We start from the raw sequence: 12,219 nt of genomic DNA, 5'->3' as shown, positions 1-12,219 counted from the left end.
TCAACTCCCCATTTTCTTCTGAGACTGGGTTTCATGAAATATGGGCAGATTAGGCAAACCATAAATCGCATGATCTTCGACAAGCGGCGCACTATCCGTGCGGATGCCTGCGCGAAGCTTGGCGGAACGTGCCCGCGGATTGCGCGCCGCCTCCGCCTCTGTCGGCGCAACGATCCCCTTGCCAACCGGGGTAAATGTGGCGCGGCGCTGCTCGACCTGCGGCAAATGACGCGAGCCGCCGCCTGCGCCTGAACGATCTGCAAAGAAGCGTTTAACGATGCGATCTTCAAGCGAATGGAATGTTACAACAACGAGCCGTCCGCCGGGCTTCAACACACGTTCAGCCGCATGCAATGCGCGCACCAATTCGCCGAGCTCATCATTCACAAAAATACGCAGCGCCTGAAAGACACGCGTCGCCGGATGAATCGGAACTTTCGGATTTCGACCAACCAGAGCTTCGATTGCATTGGCCAGATCGCGGGTACGATGAAACGGCTCCGTCGCACGCCGCTTGTCGATCATACGGGCGATACGGCCCGCGTTGCGCTCTTCCCCAAGAAAATTGAAAATGCGCGCGAGGTCGCCAATTTTGAGACGATTGACCACATCAGCAGCACTCGGACCCGAACTCGACATGCGCATATCGAGTGGTCCATCTTTTTGGAAAGAAAAGCCACGCTCGGCTTCGTCAATTTGCATGGACGAAACACCGATATCAAGAACAATGCCATCGGGAGCACCCAGAAGGGCAACCTGATCCAGCGTCGAAAAGGTGCCTTGAACGAGGGTCAGCCTTCCGGCGGAGTCTTTTTCCAGGGCACGGCCAGCTTCGATAGCAGAAGGATCGCGATCAATTGCCGTTACGTCAGCGCCCGTTTCAAGAATACGCTTGGTGTAACCACCAGCTCCAAAGGTTCCATCGATAATTCGCTGGCCTTTTTCCGGCTGCAAGGCAGCAATGACTTCATCAAGCAGAACCGGGACATGACGATCATCTGCGTTTTTTGAGCCATTATCCGCGTCAGAACCGGTCATCAATTCGCCTCCAGACGGCGTTTTTCCGCGAGCCGGGCCCGAACTGTTTTGCGATGCGCTTCGAATTGATCCGGCTGCCACATTTGAAAATGCGTATTCGCCCCCGCAAAGGTCACATCTGTGGAGATGCCCGTATGTTCCCGCAGGAAATCCGTCACCGTAATCCGCCCATCTGCGTCCAATTTGAGGAAGCCGCCGTCCGCGTGAAGATAAAACGACATATCGTCCGCTGTCTCCGCAAACGGATCTTCGCTTTCCAGCTTTTTGTCGAATCGGGTCAACAGTTCCGGTCCGCCCACATCCAGAGCAGGAAGATGAAGAGAGCGTAGGGCATAAAGCTCCGTATGACCGGCGGACTGCACAATCAGACGAAACTGAGCCGGAACGGAAACCCGCCCCTTTGCGTCGATCCTGTTCGTCATATGCCCGAGGAACCGGTTCAAAGCTTAATCCCGCCGTTCTGACCTCAAGGGTCTCTGATCGTTCTGCCCCTGCCTCTCCCTGCAACCGAGGAGACAGAATCTCATAAGCGCGCGTCGCAACTCCGGCGAAATGCCGGCCCTGCATGGCAAGATCCAATGTCGGGAAACACCGTGTCGACTGAACGCTACTGATGAAATCAATCGATATCATGGGGCACTATGGGCGTCAATGGGATTAGAGTACACAGGATGGAAGTAGCTGGCAAAACCAAGCACACTTCCGGCGATTCTGAATTTATCCATCATTAAGCTTAATGAAGCGTTAGGAATCGCAAACCAGTCCCCTCCCTTACGGGGAGAATGATAAATAATCGCAGAGTTTAAAGTGCCAGCTGGCCTGTAAGCCGGGTTCTGTATGGCCGGATTTGCATCCGGCGCGGCAGCCATTCATCTTGGACGGATGTTGCCATCCGCCTCCTGCAACCTACCCGGACGACTGACCCGGAAACTGATCGCCTGACTTTCGTCAGGCACGCCGTCCCTATTCGGTTTTGCTCCCGGTGGGGTTTGCCTTGCCGCCCCTGTTACCAGTTGCGCGGTGGGCTCTTACCCCACCCTTTCACCCTTACCCCGTCATTCCTTGTGTCCCATCCATTATAGACGCGGCACAACGAAAGACGGGGCGGTTTCCTTTCTGTGGCACTTTCCCTAGGGTCGCCCCCGCCGGACGTTATCCGGCACCGTGTTTCCCTGGAGCCCGGACTTTCCTCACATGCCGCCTTTCGGCTTATGACATGCGCGGCTGCCCGGCCAGCTGGCGCCCGTATAAATGCTTATCTTCCAGAAAAGGCAAATGAAAAAAGGCTGGATAGTCATCCAGCCTTCCTCAAAGCAACTAGCGAATGCTTAGTTGGCCGCCATTTGCAGTTTGACCTTGGCACAATAATTGGCCGAAATCGGATTCATCCGGGTGGCGCCGTGCCCTGCATTATAGCGCAGGATCGTGCCGCAAGTCGTGCCATTGCCAAGCTTATGGGCTCCGGCAAGATACTTCATACCCCAACGAATATTCGTATCGGGATTATAGAGCGCCTGACGGCTACCTGTGTAGCCCAAGCCCTGTGCCGTCGAATATTTGATCTGCATCAAACCAACCTCACCAGCACGGCCAGTCATGTCAGCCCGGTAGTTGCTTTCCACGCGGACGACCGCATGAGCAAGTGCAATCGGAACACCGTAAGACGCTGCGTAAGAAGAAATGATGCTGGAATATTTGGTCGAACCACCAGCAGAGGCGGCAGATGCAATGCTGCCGGTTGTCATTGTATCAATACGGTTGTTTACCGTCGTGGTCTTGAAACGGGCTTTTGCCTGAACGACCGGACGCTTGGAACCAGAAATCTTTTTTGAGATACGCTGAGTTTTTACTGCAGCCTTTTTACCGGATGAAACCTTGGCACTTACCTTCTTGCCCTGGCTCTTTCCATCAACCTTCTTTGCAGTTTTTTCGGTCGTTTTTTTCTTATCGGCTTCAACACGCTTTGCCTTCAGATAATCGGCCAGGTTTGTCGGCTGGGCCTCGACCGGTTTGCTGAATGCTGAATTTGAACCAAACAAAGCCACCGCCCCAACAAGGGCGCAAATCATACCAAATCTATTTGTCATCGTTTTCCGTTTAATTTCTTGGGCCGCACGAAAGATGCGCGCCGGGAACGTTCCGAGCCCAAAAATCCAAACTGGGCTGCCCGAAACACTGGGCTAGGATGTGACGGCCCAATGCAGCCGAATATTGATACATCAAATAACTTTGTGTAACCCATTGTAATATATATGCTGCATCGCACAATTTCTCTCAGAAAAGGCTTTAACGTTCAATACGTTATGCTGACAATGCCGGGAGTGCAGAAAGTAGTTTGTGCAGCGTTTCAATGGTTGACATGTCCGCGACTCCGTCCACTTTTGCCGGCCGAAAGTGGCGCTGGAAGGCCAAAACACTCAATTCGGTCGCATTTCCGAAGACCCCATCAATGGGTACGCCGTAGCCATAAAGAGCCAGCATGGACTGCAAAGCCTCCACTGGCTGCCCTTGATCACCGGCAGAAAAGAACCGACCACCGCGCACCGGAGCCGGATCGACCCAATGCCCCACGCCGGAATTAAATAGCACTGGCCAAGGGAATTTCTCGCCGGGGTCGATCTTGCGTGCAGGTGCGACATCTGAATGAGCAAGGACATTTTCAGGACGAATTCCATTGCGCGAGATTATGCCTTTGCAAAGGTCGATAACCGCGTCGATCTGTTCGCCCGGAAACACCGGGAATCCAAGTAGCGGGCCGCCATTGACGATTTCAATCCCGATTGAGCAAGAATTAATATCCGTTTCGCCCTTCCACGAGCCCTTTCCGGCATGCCAGGCGCGCTCACTTTCGGAAACCAATTGCACGATCCTGCCGTCTTCGTGCACGACATAATGCGCGGAAACTTCGCTTTCCGGGTTTGCCAGCCAGTTTTCGGCAGCTTCGCCCGTCTCCATGCCGGTATAATGCAGGATAAGAATATGCGGGCGCTTGCCATCCTTGCGGGGACCGAAATTTGGCGACGCGTGAACTGCCACGTTTAAATGATCGGGCTTAAACGCGTTCATATGCCTTCAGGTCTTTTTCGACTTTTTCCCAAGCCGCATTGATAGCCGCTATACGTTGATTGGCGATAGCTATGAATTCTTCCGGCACACCTCGGGCAATCAACATATCCGGATGGTTTTCTCTAACCAGCGCGCGATACTGCTTGCGCGCAGTCTCAAAATTTACATTCCGCGCCAGACCCAAGACCAGATATGGGTCTGCCTGTCCACGCCCGACATGCCGCGCAAGGACACGGTCAAACTTTTCCTCATCAAGGGCAAAGATTTCCGCAACCGTGCCGAGAAATGTCAATTCCTTGTCGTGCAATGCGCCATCGGCCTTGGCAATATGGAAAAGCCCATCAAGAACATCTTCCAGCATTTGACAGTTCCGGTGACCGGAACCGCAAAGTGAAGCCAACTGCGTTGCGTAGGCCTCGTAACCCGCGACATCCTGCTTTGCCAGATTATATAATCTGGTGACTTGGTCCTGATACTGCTCAGGCACATGAAAAATGTCGTGGAACGCATTAACCTCGGCTTGTGATACAATGCCATCTGCCTTGGCCATTTTGGCCGACAAGGCAATCATTGCTATCGAAAACGCAACGCGTCGCCGCGTTTCGGGATCGCCTTCAAATGCGGTACGTACAGCCTCGATAATGCTGGAGAATGCATCGACTGCTGTGGTGGTGATGAAATCGCTGATGCGGCGCCAAATAGACATGGCTCTATTTTATTCAAAGTTTTTCGCAATTGCGAGAGAGATAATTACGCATCAAAACTGTTTGACATAGATGGGCGCAGGTACGGCAAACATGAGGCCTGCCGTACCTGCCAATTGAATTTTATTGAACGCCAAGCGCATCCTTGATGGCTTTTTCAGCTGCGTCGGCAGCGGCTTTAACCTGATCGGCTGTTTGTCCCGCCGCTTTTGCGGCTTCTTCAGCTGCCTTGCGGGCGGTTTCGACGGCTGCCTGCTTTTGCTCAGCAGTCATGGTTGCAGCCTGCTCTTTAATGGTCTTCATCGCGTCTTGAGCAGTCATTGGCTTTGCTGGTTCAACCGCTGTTGGAGCCGGCGCCGGTGCTGGAGCTGGTGCTTCAGTTGTAGCAGGTGGCGTTTCGGTCTTCTGCTCGCTTTCACCGCAGCCAGCCAAAGCAAACAACGATACAGCTGCCAAGGCGATAACAAATTTATTCTTCATGTGTTTTAATCCTCTCCTAGGTACTCAAGTGGCCCCTCGAATCCACTCTATCTGAAATAAGGCGGAATGGAGTTCTATTTTCATTTTCATTCAACTCTTATGTGGATATCTCTTTGTAAACATGGCGACATTCGTCATCTGCCTGTCATGATGTGATATTTGGAGTCCGAATATGAATATTTCGATCCGGGTATTGAACAGGAAGGATGCAGAGCAATTCCAGCGACTGCGCTTACATGGATTGCAAGCGGCGCCGGAAGCATTCGGCTCAAGCTATGAAGAAGAGGCCGATCTCGACATGGCCGAAATTCGCTGCCGCCTTGACGCTCTGCCAAACGCCGTTTTCGGTGCATTTGCTGAAGGTGAACTGATCGGCGTTGCAGGCTTTGCCGCAAACTCCAAGACAAAGCAAAAACACAAGGGTTTGCTTTGGGGTGTTTATGTGGATGAGAGATGGCGCAGGCATCAGCTCGGAAAAAGACTGACGCTGGCAGTTATCGATTACGCTCGAAATCACGTTGATACATTACACGCGACCGTCATGGCTGCCAATATTACAGCCCGCACGCTCTATCTCAGCTTGGGTTTTGAGGTGTTCGGCGTGGAGAAGGATGCCCTGCGTATCGACGGCAAATCTTATACGGACGAACTCCTGCGTCTCGATCTACGCTGACACGACCTTGAAATCCAATCCGTTTGGAGTTATATCGCACATTAATAATTAGCAACCTACTTATTATACGGCTATCTTATGGCACATCGTGGCTTACATTTCATTTTTGTGGACGAATTGGGCAGAGCCAGCCGAAAGCTGCGCACGCATTTTGATTCGCGTGTGAAAGAATTAGGACTGACACAAGCCAGAGCGCGGACATTGTTGCTGCTCGACAGGCTTGCAGTGCTCAATCAAAAGGAGCTTGCAGAAGAGCTGGATATAGAAACACCCACCATGGTGCGCTTGCTTGACGGTCTTGAGAGTCAGGGATTCATTCAACGCAAAGAGGCAGAAGGGGACCGGCGCGCCAAGGAAATTCACATCACAGTGACCGGCAGGACATTAGCAAAAAAGGTCAATGATCTTGCCCAAAAGCTGCGCGCTGATGTCCTGGCGGGTATCGAGAGCGAAGACCTGCAGAACACAATAGATGTCCTTCGGTCAATTAACCGCAATATCAACGAACTCGACGAGAGGGACTGAGCCACATGCTCCCCGAAGCTGAGTTTGTCGGTTATGATCCGATCAAAACTGCACCGCCTCCCCCTGCGGCGCCCGTTCCTATGCATCCGCTCCGCTCGGCTGCCTATATTGGCGCGTCAACTCTGCTATCGATGACGCAGGGCCTTGGAATGAATCTGATCGCTACAAATATCCCGCAGATTCAGGGCTATCTCGGTGCAACAAACACCGAAACCACCTGGCTGATCGCTGCCTATATGGCACCCAATGTCAGCCTGTCGATTGCACTTATCAAGATCAGAAATCAGTATGGCTTGCGAAATTTTGCCCAGTTAAGCTTGGCAATTTTCGTGCTTGTATCGCTGCTGCATCTGGTGGTCACAGATTTGCAATCGGCCATCATCATTCGTTTTGTCAGCGGCATTGCCGCAGCTCCATTGTCGAGTCTTGCCTTCCTTTACATGCTTGAGGCGTTCACACCGGCGCGCAAGATGACAATAGCCATATGTCTGGTGCTAACGAATATATCGCTGGCCTCGCCTCTGGCTCGCCTGCTTTCGCCCACGCTGTTGGATATCGGCCAGTGGGGCGGATTATATACGTTCGAAATTTCTCTCGCCCTTATCGCATTTGGCGTTATCTATCTTCTCCCTCTGACACCCATACCAAGGGCAAAGGTCATCGAGAAATTGGATATTATCAGCTATCTTTTGATAGCCATCGGTTTCGGTTGTATCGCCGTGACGCTCGTTACCGGTAGGCTTTATTGGTGGTTTGAAGCCCCTTGGCTTGGTGTGCTTCTGGCTATTGCAGTTGTCACCATTACGGCTGCGGTCATTATTGAGCTCAACCGGGAAAAACCCCTCCTCGATATCCGCTGGATTGCCAGCAAGGAGATCGTTCATTTCGCCGGAACAATTCTGCTTTTCAGGCTTGTCGTCTCCGAACAATCAACCGTCGCCAATAATTTCTTTCAAAATCTGGGCCTGTTAAACGATCAAATCAGCATGATCTATATGGTCTCCATGGCGGCAATGATTGTAGCGGGCCTCTCATGTGCCGCAGTGATGACACCCGAAAGAGTGCCTGCGATCCATGCCGTTGCCTTGATGTTTCTTATTGCCGGCTCCTATATGGACAGCCAATCAACGAACCTCACGCGCCCAGCGCAAATGTATGCGAGTCAAGCTTGCATAGCCGCTGCCACAGCTCTCTTCTTGCCGCCAGCCATGTCCGTCGGGCTAAGTTCAGCGTTGAAACGCGGGCCAAACTACATTCTCAGTTTCATTATCGTGTTTCTAGCCACACAAAGTCTTGGGGGGCTTTTCGGGCAAGCGGTTTTCGGTACGTTCATAACGATACGCGAGAAATTCCATTCCAATATCCTGGCAGAAAGCATTGTCCTATCTAATCCGCTTGTGGTTCAGCGTGTTGGGCAACTGACAGCGGGTTATAGCCGATCGATTACCGACGGCACCCTGTTAAACGCAGAAGGAATAGCGCTGCTTTCCCAACAAACGACGCGTGAAGCCAATATCCTCGCCTATAATGATGCGTTTCTGCTCATTGCCGGTATTTCGCTTTTCGCGCTCATTATTCTTTTAACGCACGTCTCCCTGCGCGCACTTTTCCGCAACCGGGAAACCGTTCTCGCCATTCAAACGAGTTGATCAGATGATGTCTAAATATATGCGCCATTCGGCAACGATAATTGCCATCCTTATTGGAATTTCCGGGCTCGTGCTTGTGCTTTATGCCTGGCGCCTGCCACCATTTCAGAGCGATATCGAGATAACAGAAAATGCCTATGTGAAGGGCTATGTTACTCTGATTAGTCCGCAGTTGAGCGGCTATATCGTTGATGTTCCGGTACAGGATTATAACAAGGTCAAACAGGGCCAACTTCTGGCCAAAATTGACGACCGGATTTTTGCGCAAAAACTGGATCAGGCAAAAGCGACTCTCGCCAGTCAGCAAGCCGCTCTTGACAACTCAACACAGCAGCAACGTGCCGCCGAGGCACGCATTGGATCCAGCCAGGCACAACTCGACAGCGCTGAGGCTGTATTGCGGCGAGCACAGGCCAATTGGGCCCGCATCGAGCCATTGGCCCGTCAGGGTGTTTTGACAAAGAGTGACGCAGAGCAAAGTGAAACAGCATTGGAGCAAGCCCAGGCATCTGTAACTCAGGCCAAAGCAGCACTGGAAGTGTCCAATCAGGATCTTGAAACCATTAAGGTCAGTCGCGGTTCGTTGGAAGCAGCAGTCGCAGGCGCAAAGGCAGCCGTTGAACTGGCTGATATCGATTTGTCCAACACTAAAATTCTAGCTCCACGGGATGGCACTCTTGGCGAAGTTGGTGTCAAGCTCGGCCAATATGTCAGTGCCGGAACGCAGCTCATGGCAATTGTCCCCAGCGAAGTCTGGATTATCGCAAACTTCAAGGAAACACAGCTTAGCAATATTGCACTGGGGCAGCCGATCACGTTCACAGTCGACGCTCTCAATCGCAAAAGACTGTCCGGCAAGGTTGAACGATTTGCACCGGCAGCCGGCTCTGAATTCAACGTAATCAAACCTGACAACGCCACCGGAAATTTTACAAAGGTCGCGCAACGTATCTCTGTACGCATATCAGTCGATCCCGGACAGGACCTGGCACAATATCTCGCCCCCGGAATGTCGGTGGTGGTACGAACTGAACCGCCCCAACGCTGACAGCGCCAGCACAAGGCGGAAGAATCAGATTCGAAAACCAATACTTATCAATAAAATTTGAATCAAATTGTCATCAGCTTCATCCATTACGTCACAGCGGCGTCACCAACTTGTTACATGCGGGTGCTAGGCGAGCAGGAATTTCCAATAAAGGGGATTCGTTTGGATGCCAGTTGCTCGACAGTCTGCAAATACGCCGCCTCCTCGCTCGCATATCAGCAATGAAAAACTGAACAGGGCTGTTCGGCAAAACCGGCTTCTATCACGCGCCGGATTGTCTGAAAGACTGTTTGCTCACGTTTTCAAGGGACTGGTCTATCCGCAAATATGGGAAGATCCGGAAGTTGATATGGAGGCCCTGCAGATTGGTGCCGGTCATCGAATTGTTACCATTGCATCCGGCGGCTGTAATGCCATGTCCTATTTGACGGCTGATCCTGCCAGTGTTGAAGCCGTTGATCTCAATACGGCTCACGTTGCCTTCAACCGCCTCAAGCTTGCTGCTGTCGTCAATCTTCCCAATTACGATGCGTTTTATCGGTTCTATGGAACTGCCGACAGCAAATCCAATCTAACGGCCTATGAACGCTTCATCCGGCCGCACCTTGATGCAACCAGCCGCTCCTATTGGGAGAAGCGGATGGTGTCCGGCCGGCGGCGTATCTCCATTTTTTCGCGCGACCTTTACCGCCATGGCCTGCTTGGCCTGTTTATCGGCATGGGGCATCGCGTTGCCAGACTCTACGGTATTGACCCGCGCGATATTCTGAAGGCATCGACACTTGCCGAACAACGGGTTTATTTCGACACCGCCCTCGCCCCGCTCTTTGACAAACGCATGATCCGCTGGGCGACCGCACGGAAGTCTTCGCTTTTTGGCCTCGGAATTCCACCACAGCAGTATGATGCCCTTGCAACTGCAGGAAACGGCGATATGGCTGAGGTATTGCGTGGGCGCCTTGAAAAACTCGCCTGCGGTTTTCCGCTTTCAGAAAACTATTTTGCTTGGCAAGCCTTTGGCCGCGGCTATAGCGACAATGCGGAGACCGGTCCGCTACCGCCTTATTTATCCCGCAACAATTTTGCGGCAGTGCGTGAACGTGCCGGCCGAATGAGCGTCGTCAATGCGTCCTACACGGAGTTTCTGAGCGCAAAGCCTGAAAACTCAGTGGATCGCTTCATATTGCTGGATGCTCAAGACTGGATGAACGATACGCAGCTCAATGAGCTTTGGACTGAAATTACCCGCACAGCTGCTCCCGGCGCGCGGGTAATCTTCCGCACAGCCGCCGAGCCCTCTCTTTTGCCGGGCCGTGTCGATGACGCAACGCTAGCGCAGTGGGAATACAAGGAAGATCAGTCGAAAACGCTTCATGCGCGCGACCGATCTTCTATTTATGGCGGATTTCATTTGTACACATTCCGAGGTTGAATCATGTTTACGAAGATCGAACATGGTCCTCTTATGGATCGCGTCTATCGGCATCAACGCCATTTCTACGATGTGACACGTAAATATTATCTGCTGGGCCGCGACCCCATGATTGCCGGTCTCAATCCGCCAGAACGCGGCTCCATCCTCGAGATTGGATGCGGAACAGGCCGGAATTTGATTCTTGCTGGCGAGGCTTATCCAAAGACTTCCCTCTACGGCATTGATATTTCGAACGAAATGCTCGCAACCGCGCATAAGAAAATAGAGGTGGCCGGTCTTGGTAAGCGGGCCAAGCTTGCCTATGCAGACGCAGCCGACTTTAATCCCCAAGCCCTTTTCGCGCGTCGGCATTTTGACCGAATTTTTATCTCCTACGCCGTTTCAATGATCCCGCAATGGCAGTTGGTAATGCATGAAGCGGTCAGCCACCTTGCTCCGCACGGCTCTCTTCATATTGTTGACTTCGGTGATCTGGCCGATCTGCCGTCCGTTTCCCGCAAAGCACTCTATAAGTGGCTGGACTGGTATCATGTCACGCCGCGCAATGATCTGTTCGATATTGCCGAATCCATTGCATTGAAAAACAATGCCACAGTGCAGAAACAACGGCTTTATCGCGGATTTGCCTGGATAACGACTATACGCCGGAACGGTATGTAATTTCGATCCCACGTGGGTCAGCGCGACCGCTCATGATCTGTTAAGCATAATAGTGCATCTGTAAGATCGCACCAATGCCGAACAATGATCTAGCCGCGGAAATTTTATATGAAACGTCTTGCAGCCGCTTTGATGACACTCGTTTTAACCGGCTGTACGACCGTCGATTATAATTTTGAGGACGCCAGGAAACCATCCGCGACACGCCAGATGGATGCGCCCTCCGGCAATGTCAAGGCACCGCGCTACGGTGATAGCGATCCACATGAATGGACCGGAAAAACACCTTGGCATTATCCAATACACGGCACGGACGTTTCCAAATATCAATCCACCATAGACTGGCAGACTGCACGCTCGAGCCGCATCTCTTTTGCCTTTATCAAGGCCACGGAAGGTGGTGACCGGGTCGATGACCGCTTTGCAGAAAATTGGGCAGCAGCAAGAGCTGCAGGTGTTCCGCGTGGTGCTTACCATTTTTACTATTTCTGCCGCTCTGCCGCCGATCAGGCCCGTTGGTTCATCCGCAATGTGCCGAATGACCCGGGTGCCCTGCCGCCAGTACTGGATATGGAATGGAACGCCGCATCACCCACCTGCAAGCTGAGACCGAATGCAGCAATTGTTCGCAGCGAGATGCGCACCTTCATTGACATCGTACAGCGTCACTACGGCAAGCGCCCCATCATTTATACCACTGTCGATTTCTTTGATGACAATGATTTGCGCCAACTCGCCGATTATCCTTTCTGGCTTCGCTCGGTTGCGGGGCATCCTGATGAGAAATATGGACCGCATCCTTGGACCTTCTGGCAATATACCGGAACGGGTTCCATCCCCGGCATACGCGGAGATGCCGATATCAATGTTTTTGCCGGCAGCGAAAGCGCATGGAAACAGTGGCTGGCGCGCAACAAGGTTCGATAAAGCTTTGAGTCGAA

General features: G+C 52.3%; 13 protein-coding genes and 1 other RNA gene. 7 read left to right on the top strand and 7 right to left on the bottom strand.

Translation table 11 applies throughout. From position 1 onward, the window contains the following. From rsmH to ACTJI9_RS02050, 7 genes are all read right to left on the bottom strand, one after another. Positions 1-1,038, bottom strand: a complete 1,038-nt coding sequence (rsmH, locus tag ACTJI9_RS02080; protein WP_440805673.1) for a 16S rRNA (cytosine(1402)-N(4))-methyltransferase RsmH — start codon at positions 1,036-1,038, stop codon at positions 1-3. Continuing rightward, the gene (mraZ, locus tag ACTJI9_RS02075; RefSeq protein WP_115052539.1) at positions 1,038-1,481 is read right to left on the bottom strand and encodes a division/cell wall cluster transcriptional repressor MraZ; all 444 of its coding nucleotides are present in this window, start codon (positions 1,479-1,481) and stop codon (positions 1,038-1,040) included. The genes rsmH and mraZ overlap by 1 nt, the downstream gene beginning before the upstream one ends. Before the next feature lie 363 nt (positions 1,482-1,844). Continuing rightward, an RNA gene (rnpB, locus tag ACTJI9_RS02070) (RNase P RNA component class A) lies at positions 1,845-2,278 on the bottom strand. An 88-nt stretch (positions 2,279-2,366) separates the two neighbouring features. Further along, positions 2,367-3,125: a lytic transglycosylase domain-containing protein gene (locus ACTJI9_RS02065; RefSeq protein ID WP_354344170.1), complete on the bottom strand. Its 759-nt coding sequence runs from the start codon at positions 3,123-3,125 to the stop codon at positions 2,367-2,369. Between the two features lie 214 nt (positions 3,126-3,339). Next, positions 3,340-4,104 carry an N-acetylmuramoyl-L-alanine amidase gene (locus ACTJI9_RS02060; RefSeq protein WP_115052537.1) on the bottom strand — a complete coding sequence of 255 codons (765 nt, stop codon included), beginning with the start codon at positions 4,102-4,104 and terminating at the stop codon, positions 3,340-3,342. Then, the gene (locus ACTJI9_RS02055) at positions 4,091-4,810 is read right to left on the bottom strand and encodes a DnaJ family molecular chaperone (RefSeq protein ID WP_337354508.1); all 720 of its coding nucleotides are present in this window, start codon (positions 4,808-4,810) and stop codon (positions 4,091-4,093) included. Before ACTJI9_RS02055 ends, ACTJI9_RS02060 begins: the two co-directional genes overlap by 14 nt. 121 nt (positions 4,811-4,931) lie before the next feature. Next, positions 4,932-5,288, bottom strand: coding sequence for an antifreeze protein (locus ACTJI9_RS02050; protein ID WP_115052535.1), 357 nt, complete (start codon positions 5,286-5,288; stop codon positions 4,932-4,934). A 172-nt stretch (positions 5,289-5,460) separates the two neighbouring features. Between ACTJI9_RS02050 and ACTJI9_RS02045 the strand changes: the two genes are divergently transcribed. From ACTJI9_RS02045 to ACTJI9_RS02015, 7 genes are all read left to right on the top strand, one after another. After that, positions 5,461-5,961, top strand: a complete 501-nt coding sequence (locus ACTJI9_RS02045) for an N-acetyltransferase family protein (RefSeq protein ID WP_440805670.1) — start codon at positions 5,461-5,463, stop codon at positions 5,959-5,961. 78 nt (positions 5,962-6,039) lie between these two features. After that, the gene (locus tag ACTJI9_RS02040) at positions 6,040-6,486 is read left to right on the top strand and encodes a MarR family transcriptional regulator (RefSeq protein ID WP_115052533.1); all 447 of its coding nucleotides are present in this window, start codon (positions 6,040-6,042) and stop codon (positions 6,484-6,486) included. Positions 6,487-6,491: 5 nt separating this feature from the next. Beyond that, entirely contained in the window at positions 6,492-8,135 is a 1,644-nt protein-coding gene (locus ACTJI9_RS02035) for an MFS transporter (RefSeq protein ID WP_370878723.1), read from the top strand. Between the two features lie 7 nt (positions 8,136-8,142). Next, positions 8,143-9,183, top strand: coding sequence for an HlyD family secretion protein (locus tag ACTJI9_RS02030; RefSeq protein WP_440806200.1), 1,041 nt, complete (start codon positions 8,143-8,145; stop codon positions 9,181-9,183). A gap of 166 nt (positions 9,184-9,349) precedes the next feature. After that, positions 9,350-10,615 carry a DUF3419 family protein gene (locus ACTJI9_RS02025; RefSeq protein ID WP_307279233.1) on the top strand — a complete coding sequence of 422 codons (1,266 nt, stop codon included), beginning with the start codon at positions 9,350-9,352 and terminating at the stop codon, positions 10,613-10,615. A 3-nt stretch (positions 10,616-10,618) separates the two neighbouring features. Then, positions 10,619-11,278 (top strand): class I SAM-dependent methyltransferase, encoded by a 660-nt coding sequence (locus tag ACTJI9_RS02020; protein WP_440805666.1) that lies wholly within the window; start codon positions 10,619-10,621, stop codon positions 11,276-11,278. A 108-nt stretch (positions 11,279-11,386) separates the two neighbouring features. After that, positions 11,387-12,205, top strand: coding sequence for a glycoside hydrolase family 25 protein (locus ACTJI9_RS02015; RefSeq protein WP_115052528.1), 819 nt, complete (start codon positions 11,387-11,389; stop codon positions 12,203-12,205). The last annotated feature ends 14 nt before the right edge of the window (positions 12,206-12,219 follow it).

The organism is Phyllobacterium sp. 22552 (genome assembly GCF_052044585.1).
In the GTDB taxonomy this organism is placed as follows: domain Bacteria; phylum Pseudomonadota; class Alphaproteobacteria; order Rhizobiales; family Rhizobiaceae; genus Phyllobacterium; species Phyllobacterium ifriqiyense.
The sequence above is the reverse complement of the archived record's forward strand: the minus strand, read 5'-3'. Positions and strand labels throughout refer to the sequence as shown.